Below are 17,678 nucleotides of genomic sequence, written 5' to 3'. Positions count from 1 at the left end.
ATGCGCATAAACTTGTACAAACCACCACAAGGACGTGAGCAAACATGCGCATTTTCAAAAAAGCAGTATTCGTGATCATGATTTCTTTTCTTATTGCAACCGTAAATGTGAATACAGCACATGCTGCTATAGATGTCAGTGCAAAAAGCGCGATCATTATTGACGGTGCGTCAGGCAGAGTGTTATATGCCAAGGATGAGCATCAAAAAAGGCGGATCGCGAGCATCACAAAAATTATGACCGCCGTCCTCGCCATCGAATCCGGCAAAATGGATCAAACGGTGACGGTTTCGGCAAATGCTGTCAGAACAGAAGGCTCCGCCATTTATTTAACAGAAGGTCAAAAAGTGAAGCTGAAAGATCTTGTGTATGGCCTGATGCTAAGATCAGGAAACGACGCCGCTGTCGCGATTGCTGAGCATGTCGGTGGGAGCCTCGATGGGTTTGTTTATATGATGAATCAAAAAGCCGAGCAGCTTGGTATGAAAAACACCCGTTTTCAAAACCCGCACGGATTGGACGACCATGAAAATCATTATTCAACAGCCTATGACATGGCCATTTTAACTAAGTATGCTATGAAGCTGAAAGACTATCAAAAGATTTCAGGCACAAAAATATACAAAGCGGAAACGATGGAAAGCGTATGGAAAAACAAAAATAAACTGCTGACCATGCTATATCCGTACAGCACAGGAGGAAAAACAGGCTATACAAAACTTGCAAAACGGACACTGGTCTCTACGGCTTCAAAGGACGGCATTGACCTGATAGCCGTCACCATTAATGACCCTAATGATTGGGATGACCATATGAAGATGTTTAACTATGTGTTTGAGCATTATCAAACCTATTTAATTGCAAAAAAAGGGGATATTCCAAAGCTGAAAGGCACATTTTATGAATCGAAGGCTTTTATCAAACGTGATATCACCTATTTGCTGACCGAAGAGGAAAAAGAAGATGTGAAAATTAATACCACACTGCTCAAGCCGAAAAAAGTATGGGAAAAAGATGCCTCGAAAATCCCTGACATCGTAGGGCACATGGAGATCATGTTCAACGATGCAACCATCGCAAAAGTGCCGATCTATTATGAAAATGAGCGGCATCAAAAACCGAAGAAACAATTTTTTGAAACGTTTAAATCAATCTTTCTGAATGCGGCAGGCGGAGCAAAATGGTCAATATAATTTGGGTTAGTTTAACCGTGATCGGACTCGTTTTTGCGATGTGCAACGGAACTCTGCAAGATGTAAATGAAGCCGTGTTTAAGGGTGCGAAAGAAGCGATTACGATCTCATTCGGATTGATGAGCGTGCTTGTTTTCTGGCTTGGCTTAATGAAAATCGCCGAGCAGTCAGGGCTTTTGGATATTTTCAGCCGGATGTGCAGGCCTTTTATATCTAAACTGTTCCCTGATATACCGCCGGATCACCCGGCGATGGGCTATATTTTATCTAATCTTATGGCGAATTTCTTCGGCCTTGGAAATGCAGCAACTCCGCTTGGCATTAAAGCAATGGAACAAATGAAAAAGCTGAATGGAAACCGATCGGAAGCAAGCCGGTCAATGATTACTTTTTTAGCTGTTAATACGTCCTGCATCACACTCATCCCGACAACGGTGATCGCTGTCCGAATGGCTTATTCCTCCAAAACGCCGACAGATATCGTCGGGTCAAGCATTTTGGCAACGCTTATTTCCGGAATCGGTGCCATTATCATTGATCGGTATTTTTATTACCGCCGCAAAAAGAAGGGAAGGTGAGCGGATGGAAATCATCAACTGGCTGTCTTTAGCCATGATTCCAATCATTATTGCCGGAATTCTTCTTTATGGAACGATCAAAAAGGTTCCGACATATGAATCGTTTGTCGAAGGCGGGAAAGAGGGGATAGAAATTGCCTTTTCCATTATCCCCTATTTAGTCGGAATGCTTGTCGCTATAACTGTTTTCAGATCATCAGGCGCGCTTGATTTTATAATGGATCTTTTAAAACCGGCTTTCTCCGCTATCGGCATCCCTGCTGAAGTAGTGCCGCTTGCTCTGATCCGCCCGATCTCCGGTACGGCCGCACTCGGAATGACGACCGATTTAATTGCAGTATACGGGCCCGATTCCTTTATCGGCAGGCTGGCTTCCGTCATGCAGGGATCTACAGATACAACGCTTTACGTACTGACTGTGTATTTCGGAGCAGTCGGCATTAAAAAAATGGGTGATGCATTAAAGGTGGGACTTCTTGCAGATTTAATCGGCGTAGTTGCATCTATCATCATCGTTACGTTATTATTTGGGAGCGCCTGAAAACGGCGTTTTTTTTAGATTTGGCATAGGAATTTGAAAAAGCTTGTTTGTTAAGGTTGAAAAAAGTAAGATAATACTTGAGGTGAAAGACATGGAAAGACTGCAAAAAGTGATTGCTCATGCCGGAGTTGCGTCGCGCAGAAAGGCAGAAGAGCTGATTAAAGAAGGAAAAGTAAAGGTGAATGGCAAAGTAGTAACAGAGCTAGGTGTTAAGGTCACCGGTTCTGATCAGATTGAGGTAAACGGGTTAAAGGTTGAACGCGAAGAGCCGGTTTACTTTCTCTTATATAAACCAAGAGGCGTTATTTCCGCAGCGCAAGATGATAAAGGACGCAAAGTGGTGACGGACTTTTTTAAAAATATTCCGCAGCGCATTTATCCGATTGGGCGTCTGGACTATGATACGAGCGGTCTTTTGCTTTTAACCAATGACGGTGAATTCGCCAATAAGCTGATGCACCCTAAGTATGAAATAGACAAAACATACGTGGCGAAGGTGAAAGGAATCCCGCCTAAAGAGCTGCTCAGAAAGCTGGAGCGCGGAATTAGGCTGGAAGAAGGCAAAACAGCGCCTGCTAAAGCGAAGCTGCTGTCCTTGGATAAGAAAAAGCAGACAAGCATTATTCAGCTGACGATCCATGAGGGACGCAACAGACAGGTGCGCCGCATGTTTGAAGCGATCGGACATGAGGTAATCAAGCTGAAGCGTGAGGAATACGCGTTTTTAAACCTGCGAGGCCTGCACACGGGCGATGCCAGAGAGCTTACGCCCCACGAAGTAAAAAGGCTCAGAGCACTGGCGGATCACGGTAAAAACGCTTTCTAAATTTCACATAACCTTCAAAAAGTAAGAAATGTGAAATGAACGTGCAATGATATAATTGAATGGATCTGCAATAGGGGGAAGGGGGCAGTGGACAATGAAGAAAAAAAGGCGTTTATTCATTCGGACCGGCATCCTTCTCGTTTTAATCTGCGCACTCGGCTATACCATTTACAATGCTGTATTTGCCGGCAAAGAGAGTATATCCGAAGGGTCCGACGCACCGAATTTTGTCCTAGAGGATACGAATGGGAAACGTATCGAGCTCAGTGACTTAAAAGGGAAAGGTGTTTTTTTGAATTTCTGGGGTACATGGTGTGAACCGTGCAAAAAAGAGTTTCCTTATATGGCAAACCAATATAAGCATTTTAAAAGCCAAGGTGTTGAAATTGTCGCTGTAAATGTTGGGGAGTCAAAGATAGCAGTACATAATTTTATGAAATCCTACGGAGTCAATTTCCCGGTTGTTCTGGATACAGATCGCCAAGTGCTTGATGCCTATGACGTATCTCCGCTTCCGACAACCTTTTTGATCAATCCGGAAGGAAAAGTTGTCAAGGTGGTGACCGGCACTATGACAGAAAGCATGATACACGATTATATGAATCTCATAAAACCCGGAGAGACTTCGGGATGAAGCAAGTCAAATGTGAATGCGGACATATAAACCCGGTCGGAACCGTTTTATGCGAATCGTGCGGAAGAGCTCTTCAGGAAACTCAACCTCCGCTCGCTGATATGAGATATGACGGAAGCGCAAGACGTTCGCAAACCTATAACAAAACGATCATCGACAAAATTTGGAATTTCTTTTCCTCGGTTAAGGTGGGAATATGGCTTATCGTCATAACCCTTGCCGCATCAGCGTTCGGCACCATTTTTCCCCAGGAAGCCTATCTGCCTCCGGGCGCACAGGCTGATACTTATTACAAGGAGCAGTACGGCACGTTTGGCCAGCTTTATTATTTGCTCGGGTTTCATCATTTATATGGTTCTTGGTGGTATTTGCTGCTCATTGCCTCGATCGGCATTTCACTCGTGATTTGCAGCCTTGATCGGGTCATTCCGTTGTACAGAGCGTTAAAAAACCAAGGCGTCAGAAGGAGCCCAGCTTTTTTAAGAAGGCAGCGCTTGTTCAGTGAAACAGTTACTGTGCTGAACGGGGAATCGAAAGAAAAGATAGTTGCTCTATTAAAGAAAAAACATTATAGAATCAGAGAAAAAGAGGGCAGCATTCTTGCTGAAAAAGGACGCTTTTCCCGCTGGGGCCCGTATGTCAACCATATTGGATTGATCATCTTTTTGATTGGTGCGATGCTGAGATTTGTGCCTGGCATGTACGTCGATGAGACGCTTTGGGTCAGAGAAGGCGAAACCGCCGCAATTCCGGGTACAGACGGAAAATATTATTTGAAAAACAATCAATTCAGCGTAGAGACCTATAACAGCAAAACGGAAAAAAAGGTATTTGCAGATGCCATTGACAGAGTCGGGGACGGTAGAGTGGCAAAGAACTTTCAAACCGATGCCGTACTCTACAAGAGAGAAGGAAAAATTGTTTATGGCGAGAAGCCGAAGCTGAAAAAAGTAACAGAAGAAGACATCCGTGTCAATCAGCCGCTGCGTTTTGATTCTTTTTCCGTTTACCAGGTGGATTATAAAGAGAATCAGCTTGACCAAATGGTGTTCCAGCTGATTGATAAAAAAACAAAAAAATCCTTTGGGAGCCTGAAGATCAACCTTCTGGATCCAGATTCGGTCTATGATCTTGGCAACGGTTACAAAGTGGAAATCGCCAGCTACCTGCCAGACTTCTATTTTAATCAGGACGGAGAGCCGAGCACAAAAACAAAGATCCCTAACAATCCGGCTTTTGTCTTTAATATTATAACGCCGGACAAACCGAAAGGCGAAAAGAGCTTTGTCGCCATCCAAGAAACCATCGAAGGATCAGGCAATAATAAATACAAGCTGAAATTTGACCATGTCGAAACGAAAAACATTACTGGACTTACAGTCAGAAAGGATCTGACACTCTGGGTGCTTGCTGTCGGCGGAGCCATTTTTATGATCGGTGTTATTCAAGGTATGTACTGGCAGCATCGAAGAATTTGGCTGCACTCACAGGACGGTGCAGTTATGGTAGCAGGGCATACCAATAAAAACTGGTTTGGCCTGAAGAAGGATTTAGCATTTATATTGGCTGATTCCGGACTGACTGAACCGGTGGACCAAAAAGAATTAATCAAAACACAGAAATAGGCGAAAAGGGAGTGATGTCATGGCAGAGCTGAGCGGAAATTTTCTTTATGCGGCCTTTCTTGTGTATTTAATCGCTGTCCCAATCTTCGGCGGGGCCATACGCGGGAATAAAGATAAAAAGGGCAGGCCAAACCGATGGGCCAACATTGGAATCACCCTTTCTATTGTTGGTTTTTTCTGCCACCTTGGATATTTCATCACAAGGTGGGCTGCCAGCGGCCATGCGCCTGTCAGCAATATGTTTGAATTCACCACCGCTTTTGGCATGATGCTTGTTTTGGCGTTTATCATTCTTTATTTTCTCTATAGATTGCCTTCATTAGGTCTGTTTACGCTGTCAATTGCTTTATTGCTGATTGCCTACGCCAGCATGTTTCCAACAGATATCTCGCCTTTAATTCCTTCGCTCCAAAGCAACTGGCTGTATATTCATGTAACAACGGCCGCGCTTGGGCAAGCTATACTTGCCATCAGCTTTGTCGCTGGTGTCATCTTTCTTTTGAAGCATGTAGACCAGACAAAGCCAAGCAAAAAGACCTTCTGGCTTGAAGCGATTATGTTTATCCTGGTCACAACCGTCGCCTTTATTGCAATCACATCAGCATTTCGTCTTGCAGGCTATGAAGCGGAGTTTAACTGGGTGGACAAAAATAAAGAAAAAAGCGTGATGGTGTACGAAATGCCCGCGCTTGTCGGTCCGCATCAGGGAGAGCTTTTGACCGAAGGAAGAATGGAACCGCTTGTTGATCTTCCCGCGCTTTTCTCAGGCAGAAAAGTGAACACTGTCATTTGGTCATTTGGAGCAGGTCTTGTGTTGTATGGGGCTCTCCGTCTGATCATCAGAAAAAGAATCAGCGCTCTATTACATCCGCTGGTGAAAAACGTCAATCTTGATCTGGTGGATGAGGTTGGGTACAGGGCCGTATCAATCGGATTTCCGATCTTTACACTCGGCGCGCTGATCTTTGCAATGATTTGGGCTCAGCTCGCGTGGACCAGATTTTGGGGCTGGGACCCTAAGGAAGTATGGGCGCTGATCACATTTTTGTTCTATGCCGCTTACTTGCATTTAAGACTGTCAAGAGGCTGGCACGGTGAGAAGTCAGCATGGCTGGCCGTAATCGGTTTTGCTATTATTATGTTTAATTTAATATTCGTAAATCTTGTGCTTGCCGGACTTCATTCTTATGCATAGTCCTTTGAAAGCGACACAGTTCTCAAACTTTCTCACGATTTGATAAAATGAAAGTAACAGAAGGAAAGCAGGGGGAAAACATGGACCAAACGAACGAAACAAAAATATTAGTAGTTGATGACGAAGCCAGAATTCGCCGCCTTTTAAGAATGTATCTTGAACGTGAAAATTATGCTATAGATGAAGCGGAAAATGGTGATGAGGCCATTGCCAAAGGGCTTGAAGCCAATTATGACTTAATTTTGCTTGATCTGATGATGCCGGGGACTGATGGAATTGAAGTGTGCCGGCAAATTCGTGAAAAAAAAGCGACACCCATTATTATGCTGACCGCAAAAGGAGAAGAAGCAAACCGGGTGCAGGGGTTTGAAGCGGGAACAGATGATTATATTGTTAAGCCGTTCAGCCCGAGAGAAGTCGTGCTGCGTGTAAAGGCCCTTTTGAGAAGAGCATCCCAAACCTCTTATTTCAATGCCAATACACCGACGAAAAATGTGCTCGTGTTTTCACATCTGTCCATAGACCATGACGCTCACCGCGTAACAGCTGATGGTACAGAAGTGAGCCTGACGCCAAAAGAGTATGAGCTTCTATATTTCTTAGCGAAAACGCCTGACAAGGTGTATGATCGGGAAAAGCTTCTGAAAGAAGTGTGGCAATATGAGTTTTTTGGTGATTTACGGACAGTGGACACTCACGTCAAACGCTTGAGAGAGAAGCTGAACAAGGTTTCTCCGGAGGCTGCGAAAAAAATTGTCACCGTATGGGGTGTAGGTTATAAATTTGAGGTCGGCGCTGAATGAAATTTTGGAAAAGCGTAGTAGGCAAGCTGTGGTTTACGATCCTTTCACTCGTCTTGATCGTATTGTTCATTTTAACGGTTCTTTTGCTGGAGTTTATTGAAAACTACCATGTGGAAGAAGCCGAGAATGATTTAACACAGCTTGCGAATAAAGTTGCTGTCATCCTAGAAAATCACGAGGACCAGGCACTGGCAAGGTCAATCACTTGGGAGCTCGCTGATAACTTAACAAGCATTGCCATCATCCAGGATGAGAAGAACCACTGGTATTCTCCGAATGATAAAAATCGCCTGTCGTCTATTACGGTTGAGCAAATACAGCATGACAAAGACTTAAATAAAGCTCTCAAAGACCATAAAAAAGTAAGCAAACGGACGGGACTGAGCGATACAGACACGGATAATGAACGCCTGATTGTAGGTGTCCCGTATGAAAAAGACGGAAAGAAAGGCATGGTCTTTTTATCCCAGTCTTTGCTTGCCGTTAAAGATACAACAAAACATACGACCCGCTATATTTTTCTTGCCGCTGGAATTGCGATTGTGCTGACCACATTTTTCGCATTCTTTTTATCAAGCAGGGTCACGTACCCTCTCCGAAAAATGAGAGAAGGCGCGCAGGATTTGGCGAAGGGCAAGTTCGATACAAAAATCCCGATTTTAACTCAGGATGAAATCGGTGAACTGGCGACCGCTTTTAATCAAATGGGCCGGCAGCTTAACTTTCATATCAATGCGCTCAATCAAGAAAAAGAGCAGCTTTCTAACATTTTGAGCAGTATGGCTGACGGGGTTATTACCATTAATATTGACGGTACGATTCTTGTGACCAACCCGCCGGCTGAACGTTTTCTTCAGGCTTGGTATTATGAACAGAACATGAATATCAAAGAAGGCGACAACCTTCCGCCTGAAGCAAAAGAGCTGTTTCAAAACGCTGTCAGCACTGAAAAAGAACAAATGATTGAGATGACGCTGCAAGGCAGATCATGGGTGCTTTTGATGTCGCCGCTTTATGCGGAATCGCACGTAAGAGGAGCGGTTGCCGTACTGCGTGACATGACAGAAGAACGCCGCCTTGATAAGCTGCGGGAGGACTTTATCGCAAATGTCAGTCATGAGCTGAGAACACCGATCTCCATGCTTCAGGGATACAGTGAAGCAATTGTTGATGACATTGCAAGCTCTGAAGAAGACCGGAAAGAAATTGCCCAAATCATTTATGACGAATCACTCCGAATGGGCCGTTTAGTTAATGATTTGCTTGATTTAGCCCGAATGGAATCAGGCCATACAGGCTTACATTATGAAAAAATCAATGTGAATGAGTTTTTAGAAAAGATCATCCGGAAGTTTTCCGGTGTTGCGAAAGAAAAAAATATTGCTTTAGATCATGACATTTCTCTCACAGAAGAGGAATTTATGTTTGATGAAGACAAGATGGAGCAGGTATTTACCAATTTGATTGATAACGCGCTGCGGCATACTTCAGCCGGCGGCAGTGTCTCCATTTCAGTCCATTCTGTGAAGGATGGATTGAAAATTGATATCAAAGACTCCGGGTCCGGCATACCGGAAGAAGATCTGCCATTTATCTTTGAGCGGTTTTATAAGGCAGATAAAGCGCGGACAAGGGGCAGAGCAGGAACCGGGTTAGGGCTGGCTATCGTTAAAAATATCGTGGAAGCCCACAACGGATCAATCACTGTGCACAGCCGAATAGATAAAGGAACAACATTTACTTTTTATATTCCGACAAAACGGTAAAATCGAGTCTGAATTTGCCGAAGAATCTTGTTCCATAAGAAACACCCGCTGACTGAGCGGGTGTTTTTTTAATAGCCAACATTAATAAAATTTAAGGATATGTTAATATAAATTCCCTTCCAAATTCCAGTTACTCGTAATATAGTTGTAATGTAACTTTTCAAGCTATTCATACGACAAAAAAGTGAACGGAGGGGTTTCAAATGGAAGAAACCTTTCAATTATTATATGATACATATCATCAAGATTTGTACCAATTTTTATTTTATATGGTAAAGGATAAAAACCAGACAGAAGACCTTCTTCAAGAGGTTTATATCCGGGTATTAAATTCTTATCATACGTTTGAAGGAAGAAGCAGTGAAAAAACATGGCTATTGTCTATCGCACGCCATGTTGCGATAGACTGGTTCCGTAAACAGCAAACAATCAGACAGCGTATACTCGGTACATTTGACTGGGATACACAGGATGTCAGGGATCAGCAATTGCTACCGGACGAACTTGCGGTTCAACATGAAAATGTCCGGGAAATTTATGCTGCGCTTGATCAATGTACAATCGATCAAAGAGCTGTGATTATCTTGCGGTTTATTCAGGGATATTCAATACAGGAAACAGCCAAGGCTCTGCGCTTCTCGGAAAGCAAAGTAAAAACGACCCAACACAGAGGGCTCAAAGTACTTCGGAAACATATGGAGCTTTTGAGGGAGGAGCTAATGGATGATGAAGTCAGAATGGAACGAAGAACAGATAAAGGAGTTGTTAAGTCAACTTCCGGCAGTTAAAGACCATCGTTCGCCTCAGGATATTTACAAGCGGCTGACGATGGCAAAGCGTAAAAATAAGCCCGCTGTCAGGTGGATTGGCCCCGCGTGTGCCGCTGCAATTGCGGTTTATATCGCCTTCATTATTTCTCCTCATTTCTTTGATCAGGCACAGCCTCAACAAAAAGAAGCGTCCCAAGAGAACGCAGTAACGAAAACTGAGACAGAAGACAGCCCAAAAGCTGCATCGTCCTTGGATCATACATCGTTTGTTGTACCTGAAAAGGAACAAGACAATTACATCACTGTAGCAGTTGCTGATGCCGATACATCCGCAATCATACCCGTCAGCATCCAAAAAACAAATGCAGACCAAACGATCCAGGATATGCTGTTTGAAAGTAGTGAATTGGGCATCCTTGATCATGCCATTACAATTCCAACCTTCATAGATGAAGTAGAAATAAAGGAAAAACCAAAGCAGAAGGAATTAAGTATACGAGTCCATCAGCCAGCTACGGCATTTTCTGTAAAAGATGATACACTGTTAAAAAAATTGCTTAAAGAATCCTTAAAATGGAGTCCTTATGAAAAAGTCAAATTTTTATCGGATCAAAATGAGACTGGGGTTCGGATTGGCTCATATGGCACTTTTACGGAAATTTCGATTCCCAAACAGTCAAAACGATCCTACTACTTGTACCAAAATAAACAAGGACAAGACTTTCTCGTTCCGTCAAATCATTCTTTTGATACAGTAAAAGAAGCGATTAAGGAAATGGAATCGAGCAGCCAAGAAGATACGACACCTCTTATTCAAGCGGGTGCTGTCCAATCTGTAACGAAGAAACAGAAACACTTATATATCCGCTTTTCAAAGGACTCAGAAGTTGAGGATTCTATTGCCGGTATTTTAATGATTGAGGGACTTCTTTTAACCGCAAAAGAGTTTGGCTTCACAGAAGTGACCTTTGCGGAAACCAGAACGAAAAAAATCGGCAAATATGACGTATCAGATGCAATTCCGGTGCCAGCTGCTCCAAATCCGATTTCCTTAAACTAAAAAGAGCCCTTTAAGGCTCTTTTTTAGTTGCTATTCATATAATAGAAATTTTCAAAAAAAAGTTGTACGTGTATAATAAAACAAGGTAACGATTGAAAGGATTTGAGATGAGTGAACGTGTTAACGATTAAAGGAGTTTCCATTGGGGAAGGGATGCCGAAAATCATCGTTCCGCTGATGGGAAAGACGGAAAAACAAATTCTGAATGAAGCAGAGGCTGTAAAATTACTGAATCCGGACATTGTTGAATGGAGAGTCGACGTATTTGAAAAAGCTAATGACAGAGAAGCGGTCACAAAGCTCATTTCTAAGCTTCGTAAATCTTTAGAAGACAAGCTATTTCTATTTACATTCAGAACCCACAAAGAGGGCGGGAGCATGGAGATGGACGAAAGCTCCTATCTTGCTTTGCTGGAATCGGCAATCCAAACAAAAGACATCGATCTGATAGACATCGAATTATTTTCAGGAGATGCAAATGTAAAAGCGTTAGTATCGCTGGCGGAAGAAAACAACGTCTATGTGGTGATGTCAAATCACGACTTTGAAAAAACACCTGTAAAAGATGAAATTCTTTCCAGACTTCGAAAAATGCAGGACTTAGGCGCGCATATTCCAAAAATGGCTGTCATGCCGAATGATACTGGAGATCTCCTAACACTGCTTGATGCGACGTATACAATGAAAACAAAATATGCAGACCGCCCCATTATTACAATGTCAATGGCTGCAACAGGGCTCATCAGCAGGCTGAGCGGTGAGGTTTTTGGATCGGCTTGTACTTTTGGAGCTGGAGAAGAGGCGTCCGCACCAGGTCAAATACCTGTTTCTGAGCTAAGGAGTGTCTTAGACATTTTGCATAAAAACACACGAGGATAGAACAATAAAAAAACTCAAGCTATATAGCTTGAGTTTTTTTGATTATGGCAGATCAATGAGTTTCACAGACACAATATCAGGGACATTTGTTAGTTCTTTCACAATTTTATCTTCCAGATGTCTGTCAAAGGAAAGCATCATGATGGCTTCTCCGCCTTTTTCCTTACGGCCAACCTGCATGGTTGCAATGTTAATATCGTTATCTCCGAGAATACGTCCTACTCGGCCGATGACACCTGTTGTATCTTGATGCTGGATATACACCAAGTGACCTGTCGGATAAAAATCAATATTAAATCCATTGATCTCGACAATTCGTTCTCCGAAATGAGGAATATACGTAGCCGTTACAGTAAAGGTGCTGCGGTCTCCTGTCACTTTTACGCTGATGCAGTTATCGTATCCAGATTCAGAAGAGGAAATTTTTTCACTGAAGCTGATGCCGCGTTCTTTTGCGACACCCCCGGCATTGACCTCATTAACAGTAGAGTCAACGCGCGGTTTTAAAAAGCCTGACAGAAGGGCTTTTGTAATGAACGATGTTTCAAGTTTAGCAATTGTGCCTTCATATTGAATGGCAACATCCTGTACTGGTTCTTTCATGCACTGTGATACAAGGCTGCCAATTTTTCCTGCAATTTGATGGTAAGGCTTAATTTTAGCAAATTCATCTTTTGTCATGGCAGGCAGGTTGATAGCTGACATGACAGGCAGGCCTTTTGCGAACTGCAGAACTTCTTCTGACACTTGGGCGGCGACATTGAGCTGTGCTTCTTTCGTTGATGCTCCCAAGTGAGGAGTGGCAATGACTAATGGATGATCAACAAGTTTGTTGTCAACTGGCGGTTCGACTTCGAAAACGTCAAGAGCCGCTCCCGCAACATGCCCGTTTTCCAAAGCTTCGAGAAGTGCTGCTTCATCGATAATTCCGCCTCGCGCACAGTTAATTAAGCGAACGCCTTTTTTCGTTTTTGCAATCGTTTCTTTATTCAATAAGCCTTTTGTTTCTTTTGTTAAAGGCGTGTGAACGGTAATGATATCCGCACTTTCAAGCACTTCTTCAAATGTACGGCTGTTTACGCCGATTTTTTTCGCTCTTTCTTCCGTTAAGAAAGGATCAAAAACGTGCACAGTCATACCGAATGCTCTCGCACGCTGTGCAATTTCACTTCCGATTCGGCCTAATCCTACAATACCAAGCGTTTTTCCATAAAGCTCTGAACCGACATAAGCTGTGCGGTTCCACTCTCTGGATTTCACTGAGATATTAGCCTGCGGAATGTGTCTCATTAAAGAAGAGATCATTGCAAATGTATGCTCAGCTGTCGAAATGGTGTTGCCGTTCGGAGCATTGATCACGATTACCCCGTGTTTCGTAGCCTCATCAATATCGATATTATCGACACCGACACCGGCTCTTCCGACAATTTTTAAAGAAGTCATTTTGTTGAAAAGGTCTTCTGTTACTTTTGTCGCGCTTCGCACCAAAAGAGCATCAAAAGTATGTAATTCATCTTCTGCATCTGCTACTTTTTTTTGAACGATTTCAATAAAGTCTGATTCAATAAGTGGCTGTAAACCGTCGTTGCTCATTTTGTCTGAGACCAATACTCGAAACATCGTTAGATTTCCTCCTAAATTGACAAACTAAATATCTGATAATTTAACATATTCTCAAAAGAGTGTCAACGTGTATTGACGCAGTAAAGGATAAAAGTAAAGCCTAATAAATCAATGATCTGACAGCTTGCAGGTAATATATTTAATTTGAAGCAATTCTCTATACAGCCAACCAGTTATCGTTTATAATGTAATTAAATTTCATATGATCAATCTTCGGGGCAGGGTGAAATTCCCTACCGGCGGTGATGAGCCAATGGCTCTAAGCCCGCGAGCTGTCTTTACAGCAGGATTCGGTGAGATTCCGGAGCCGACAGTACAGTCTGGATGGGAGAAGATGGAGGTTCATAAGCGTTTTGAAATTGAATTTTTCAAACGTTTCTTTGCCTAGCCTAATTTTCGAAACCCCGCTTTTATATATGAAGCGGTTTTTTTATTGGCTGGAAAAGAACCTTTCCGTTTTCGAGTAAGATGTGATCGAAAAGGAGAGAATGAAGTGAAAGTAAAAAAATTAGTTGTGGTCAGCATGATGAGCAGCATTGCATTTGTTTTGATGCTGTTAAATTTCCCGTTTCCGGGTCTTCCGGATTATTTAAAAATCGATTTTAGCGACGTTCCCGCTATTATTGCCATTCTGATTTACGGACCTTTGGCGGGTATTGCCGTAGAAGCGATAAAAAATGTTCTTCAGTATATCATTCAGGGAAGCATGGCCGGAGTTCCTGTAGGGCAAGTTGCGAATTTTATTGCAGGAACACTCTTTATATTACCGACTGCTTTCTTATTTAAAAAACTCAACTCAGCAAAGGGCTTGGCTGTCAGCCTGCTTTTGGGAACTGCAGCGATGACCATTTTAATGAGTATTTTAAATTATGTTCTGATTCTTCCGGCATACACGTGGTTTTTACATTCACCGGCATTATCCGACAGCGCGCTAAAAACAGCAGTCGTCGCAGGTATCCTGCCGTTTAACATGATAAAAGGTATTGTAATTACGGTTGTATTCTCACTAATTTTTATCAAGCTTAAGCCATGGATTGAGCAGCAGCGAAGTGCACATATCCATTAAATAAAAAAGCTCCCGTTCGGGAGCTTTTTTTAGTTACTTCTATTCAAATTTAAGCGGGTCGCCTTCAAATGGCTCATCCGCCACTTTGATGGAATCAGTAGGGCATCCTTCAAATGCGTCAATCATATCTTCTTCCAGTACCTCAGGAACTTCGACAACACCTTTGTTTTCATCAAGCGTTACGAACGCGATGCCTTCATCATCGTAATCGTAAATGTCTGGTGCAGCAGCTCCGCAAGCGCCGCATGCAATACATGTATCTTTGTCTACGATTGTGTACTTTGCCATGAATAAAACCTCCCAGATTGTTCTTGGTGGAACAAATGGATCAATCTTTATATTTAATCAATTTAACACCTATTCCTCTTACTTATTGTAATGATGTTGCTGCCACATTTCAACAGAAAAATGATTGAGAATGCTTATCACATAAGGGGTTATCTACATAACATCCCCCTTAATGATGACTTTAAACGTCGATTTCTGTTTGAAATCTGTTAAAATAAAAAGAGCAAATCAACGATTTTTGTCAGGAAGAATGTAGGTGGATAGGTTGTCATTAAATTACTTCGATATTATGGTTCTCGATTGTCTTTGCAAAATAAACGGGGAACGGTCGGGAAGCGCTGTTTTTCACCTATTCAAAGGCAAGAGATCGTCACAGACCATTCAAGATGCCGGCTTATTTCAGACTGCAAAATACTTTGGAATGGCGGCAAAATGTTCGAGAAGCGATATTTCTGCGTCGCTTGACAAGCTTGAAAAGCATTCATATCTCGCGCCAATGTCTGAATCAGATACATACAAAGTGACAGCCAGCGGCGCAGCAGTTTTGAGACATGCCCTTAGCGAGCGGCCTTGGCCCGTTCATTGTCACGGCGCTCATTATCAGCAGGCTGCCGGCGTGCTTTGGAAAAGGCTTTCGCTGCTTGTGCAGGTCCTATCCCATAAACAGCAAGGGAGCAGGCAGTATATCCCTGTCACAAAGGATCATAAGACACTTCACTGGGTAAAGAAATACCTGTCCCGGCATACGGATCATATAGAGATGGCAAAAAGCCTTTTTGCCATGCTTGAGGCGCATTTGAAAAAGATTGAAAACAAAGCAGCGCAAATTTTTGTCTACTCCTTAACCTCGCACCATCGGATCGGTTATACGAGCAGGCAGCTTGCTGATACGCTGAAAGAAGACGAATGGTATGTCTATATCATGTTTTGGGCTTCGGTACATTATTTTATTCATTCTCTTCCGGAGTGTGAAGATGCTTTGTTAAAGGATCTCCTTTCTGATGTGCACTTAGATAATGCCCTGACAGAGTCGACGAGGAAAACATGGCAGATGGTCAAACAAGGGTTTCCGATACAGCGAATTGCTGAAATCAGAAAGCTGAAAACAGCGACGATTGAAGACCACATTGTCGAGATTTCTCTCCATGAGCCTGCGTTTATGATTAATGACTATGTATCAGCAGAAGACCAGCTCCAAATCGCAGAGTTTGCCAAACGGATGCGGACGAATAAAATCAAACAAATTCGTGACGGGCTGGAACAGCGGTTCAGCTACTTTCAAATCAGACTGGCATTGACAAAGCAGGTGCAGCAATATGACTAAATTACAGCAAACGTTATATCAGTTTTTTGGTTTTACTTCCTTTAAAAAAGGGCAGCAGGACATTATTGAAAGCATACTCAGCGGGAAGGATACCATTGCAATGCTCCCGACTGGGGGAGGGAAATCGCTTTGCTACCAGCTGCCTGGTTATATGCTTGACGGCATGGTATTAATCGTTTCTCCACTGCTTTCTTTAATGGAGGATCAGGTGCAGCAGCTCAAAGCCCGGGGGGAAAAGCGTGCTGCAGCTTTGAACAGCATGCTTAACAGGCAGGAAAGACAATTTGTTTTAGAACATATTCATCGATATAAATTTTTGTACTTGTCTCCTGAAGCTTTACAGTCTCCATATGTATTGGAAAAATTGAAAAGCGTCCCGATCAGCCTATTTGTTATTGACGAAGCGCATTGTATTTCTGAATGGGGACACGACTTCAGGCCTGATTATTCAAAGCTCGGACAGCTGAGAAAAAAACTTGGTCGCCCGCCCGTTCTGGCATTGACCGCCACGGCTACAAAGGAAACGCTGCAAGATGTCATGAACCTGCTGGAGCTGCAGCATGCTGTACGCCATCTCAACTCAGTCAACCGCCCAAACATCGCACTGAGGGTTGAAAATGCGGTGGATACTGCCGAAAAAATAGATAGGGTCATTCAGCTGGTTGAAAACCTGCAAGGTCCGGGAATTGTTTATTGTCCGACACGGAAATGGGCCGAGGAATTAGCGGGTGAAATTAAAAGCAAAACGAGCAGCAGAGCCGACTTTTACCATGGCGGTTTGGAGTCAGGGGACCGGATTTTAATTCAGCAGCAGTTTATTCATAACCAGCTTGATGTGATATGTTGTACGAATGCGTTTGGAATGGGTGTCGATAAACCCGATATCAGATATGTGATTCATTTTCACCTCCCGCAGACGGCAGAAGCTTTTATGCAGGAAATCGGCAGAGCGGGCCGTGATGGAAAGCCGAGTGTCAGCATTTTGCTGCGGGCGCCAGGGGATTTTGAATTGCAGGAACAGATTATCCAGATGGAGAGTGTCACAGCTGAAGAAATCGCCGACGTGATCCGTGTGCTAGAGAAGACGGAGGAGCGGGATGAGAGAAGGCTGCGTGACGTATTACTTCAGTATGGCGTCGGAGAGACACAGGCCCGTATGATGATTCATCTCTTTATGCAGGGAAAAACATCAGTTGAACTGATGAAGAAAGAAATTTCATATCGCATGGAGCTGAAGCTGGAAAAAATGCACCGTGTATCATTTTTGCTTCAGCGTGACGGCTGTTTAAGGCAGGCACTGTTAACCTACTTTGATGAATCATACGAGCCTGATGACGGAAACCTCCCGTGCTGTTCACATTGCGGTTTTGATTTATCCTTGTATGAACAAAAAGGGGAACGGAGTAAAATGGCGCCATTAGACAGCTGGAGTTCGGAATTGCACCGGATATTCAGCTTGCAGACTGTAGGTGAGCTGAACTGAAACAGCAAAAAGATTATATTCAGC

Annotated in this window: 17 protein-coding genes and 1 riboswitch; of the genes, 15 read left to right on the top strand and 2 right to left on the bottom strand. The window is 43.1% G+C overall.

Features of this window, described 5'->3' with window-relative positions:
• The first annotated feature begins 44 nt into the window (after window positions 1–44).
• The 12 genes from dacB (at window position 45) to aroD (ending at window position 11,870) form a co-directional block, all read left to right on the top strand.
• A complete protein-coding gene (gene dacB / locus NSU05_RS11380; RefSeq protein WP_038429223.1) occupies window positions 45–1,193 on the top strand; it encodes a D-alanyl-D-alanine carboxypeptidase DacB in 1,149 nt (382 codons plus the stop codon).
• Window positions 1,181–1,771 carry a spore maturation protein SpmA gene (gene spmA, locus NSU05_RS11375; RefSeq protein ID WP_038429222.1) on the top strand — a complete coding sequence of 197 codons (591 nt, stop codon included), beginning with the start codon at window positions 1,181–1,183 and terminating at the stop codon, window positions 1,769–1,771. Before dacB ends, spmA begins: the two co-directional genes overlap by 13 nt.
• A 4-nt stretch (window positions 1,772–1,775) precedes the next feature.
• Window positions 1,776–2,312 (top strand): spore maturation protein SpmB, encoded by a 537-nt coding sequence (spmB, locus tag NSU05_RS11370; protein ID WP_003230509.1) that lies wholly within the window; start codon window positions 1,776–1,778, stop codon window positions 2,310–2,312.
• A 91-nt stretch (window positions 2,313–2,403) separates the two neighbouring features.
• Window positions 2,404–3,138, top strand: coding sequence for a 23S rRNA pseudouridine(2605) synthase RluB (gene rluB, locus NSU05_RS11365; protein WP_004398815.1), 735 nt, complete (start codon window positions 2,404–2,406; stop codon window positions 3,136–3,138).
• 94 nt (window positions 3,139–3,232) lie between these two features.
• Window positions 3,233–3,772, top strand: coding sequence for a thiol-disulfide oxidoreductase ResA (gene resA / locus NSU05_RS11360; RefSeq protein WP_003230513.1), 540 nt, complete (start codon window positions 3,233–3,235; stop codon window positions 3,770–3,772).
• Window positions 3,769–5,397: a cytochrome c biogenesis protein ResB gene (gene resB, locus NSU05_RS11355; RefSeq protein WP_038429221.1), complete on the top strand. Its 1,629-nt coding sequence runs from the start codon at window positions 3,769–3,771 to the stop codon at window positions 5,395–5,397. Before resA ends, resB begins: the two co-directional genes overlap by 4 nt.
• A gap of 19 nt (window positions 5,398–5,416) precedes the next feature.
• Window positions 5,417–6,592 (top strand): cytochrome c biogenesis protein ResC, encoded by a 1,176-nt coding sequence (gene resC / locus NSU05_RS11350; protein WP_015714189.1) that lies wholly within the window; start codon window positions 5,417–5,419, stop codon window positions 6,590–6,592.
• Window positions 6,593–6,672: 80 nt separating this feature from the next.
• The gene (gene resD, locus NSU05_RS11345) at window positions 6,673–7,395 is read left to right on the top strand and encodes a DNA-binding response regulator ResD (protein ID WP_003246107.1); all 723 of its coding nucleotides are present in this window, start codon (window positions 6,673–6,675) and stop codon (window positions 7,393–7,395) included.
• Window positions 7,392–9,161, top strand: a complete 1,770-nt coding sequence (resE, locus tag NSU05_RS11340) for a sensor histidine kinase ResE (RefSeq protein ID WP_029726754.1) — start codon at window positions 7,392–7,394, stop codon at window positions 9,159–9,161. The genes resD and resE overlap by 4 nt, the downstream gene beginning before the upstream one ends.
• A 203-nt stretch (window positions 9,162–9,364) precedes the next feature.
• On the top strand, window positions 9,365–9,949 hold the full coding sequence (sigX, locus tag NSU05_RS11335; protein ID WP_003230521.1) for an RNA polymerase sigma factor SigX: 585 nt from the start codon (window positions 9,365–9,367) through the stop codon (window positions 9,947–9,949).
• Entirely contained in the window at window positions 9,885–10,991 is a 1,107-nt protein-coding gene (rsiX, locus tag NSU05_RS11330) for an anti-sigma-X factor RsiX (RefSeq protein WP_015251796.1), read from the top strand. Before sigX ends, rsiX begins: the two co-directional genes overlap by 65 nt.
• 111 nt (window positions 10,992–11,102) lie before the next feature.
• Window positions 11,103–11,870 (top strand): type I 3-dehydroquinate dehydratase, encoded by a 768-nt coding sequence (aroD, locus tag NSU05_RS11325; RefSeq protein WP_015714185.1) that lies wholly within the window; start codon window positions 11,103–11,105, stop codon window positions 11,868–11,870.
• A gap of 42 nt (window positions 11,871–11,912) precedes the next feature.
• On the opposite strand, the gene serA is transcribed toward aroD, so the two are convergent.
• Entirely contained in the window at window positions 11,913–13,490 is a 1,578-nt protein-coding gene (gene serA, locus NSU05_RS11320; RefSeq protein WP_038429220.1) for a phosphoglycerate dehydrogenase, read from the bottom strand.
• A gap of 208 nt (window positions 13,491–13,698) precedes the next feature.
• A riboswitch (FMN riboswitch) is annotated at window positions 13,699–13,833 on the top strand.
• Between the two features lie 153 nt (window positions 13,834–13,986).
• On the opposite strand from serA, the gene fmnP reads away from it, so the two are divergent.
• A complete protein-coding gene (gene fmnP, locus NSU05_RS11315) occupies window positions 13,987–14,559 on the top strand; it encodes a riboflavin transporter FmnP (protein WP_038429219.1) in 573 nt (190 codons plus the stop codon).
• Window positions 14,560–14,598: 39 nt separating this feature from the next.
• Here fmnP and NSU05_RS11310 read toward each other — a convergent pair whose 3' ends face one another.
• Window positions 14,599–14,847: a ferredoxin gene (locus NSU05_RS11310; protein WP_003225461.1), complete on the bottom strand. Its 249-nt coding sequence runs from the start codon at window positions 14,845–14,847 to the stop codon at window positions 14,599–14,601.
• A 265-nt stretch (window positions 14,848–15,112) separates the two neighbouring features.
• Here NSU05_RS11310 and NSU05_RS11305 point away from each other — a divergent pair, with 265 nt between their 5' ends.
• Together NSU05_RS11305 and NSU05_RS11300 are read left to right on the top strand one after the other, a co-directional pair.
• Window positions 15,113–16,171 (top strand): helix-turn-helix domain-containing protein, encoded by a 1,059-nt coding sequence (locus NSU05_RS11305; protein WP_004398594.1) that lies wholly within the window; start codon window positions 15,113–15,115, stop codon window positions 16,169–16,171.
• Window positions 16,164–17,654: an ATP-dependent DNA helicase RecQ gene (locus NSU05_RS11300; protein ID WP_038429218.1), complete on the top strand. Its 1,491-nt coding sequence runs from the start codon at window positions 16,164–16,166 to the stop codon at window positions 17,652–17,654. Before NSU05_RS11305 ends, NSU05_RS11300 begins: the two co-directional genes overlap by 8 nt.
• The last annotated feature ends 24 nt before the right edge of the window (window positions 17,655–17,678 follow it).

The organism is Bacillus sp. EU52 (genome assembly GCF_037964975.1).
Lineage (GTDB): Bacteria > Bacillota > Bacilli > Bacillales > Bacillaceae > Bacillus > Bacillus subtilis.
This window is presented reverse-complemented; position numbering and strand designations above follow the sequence as displayed.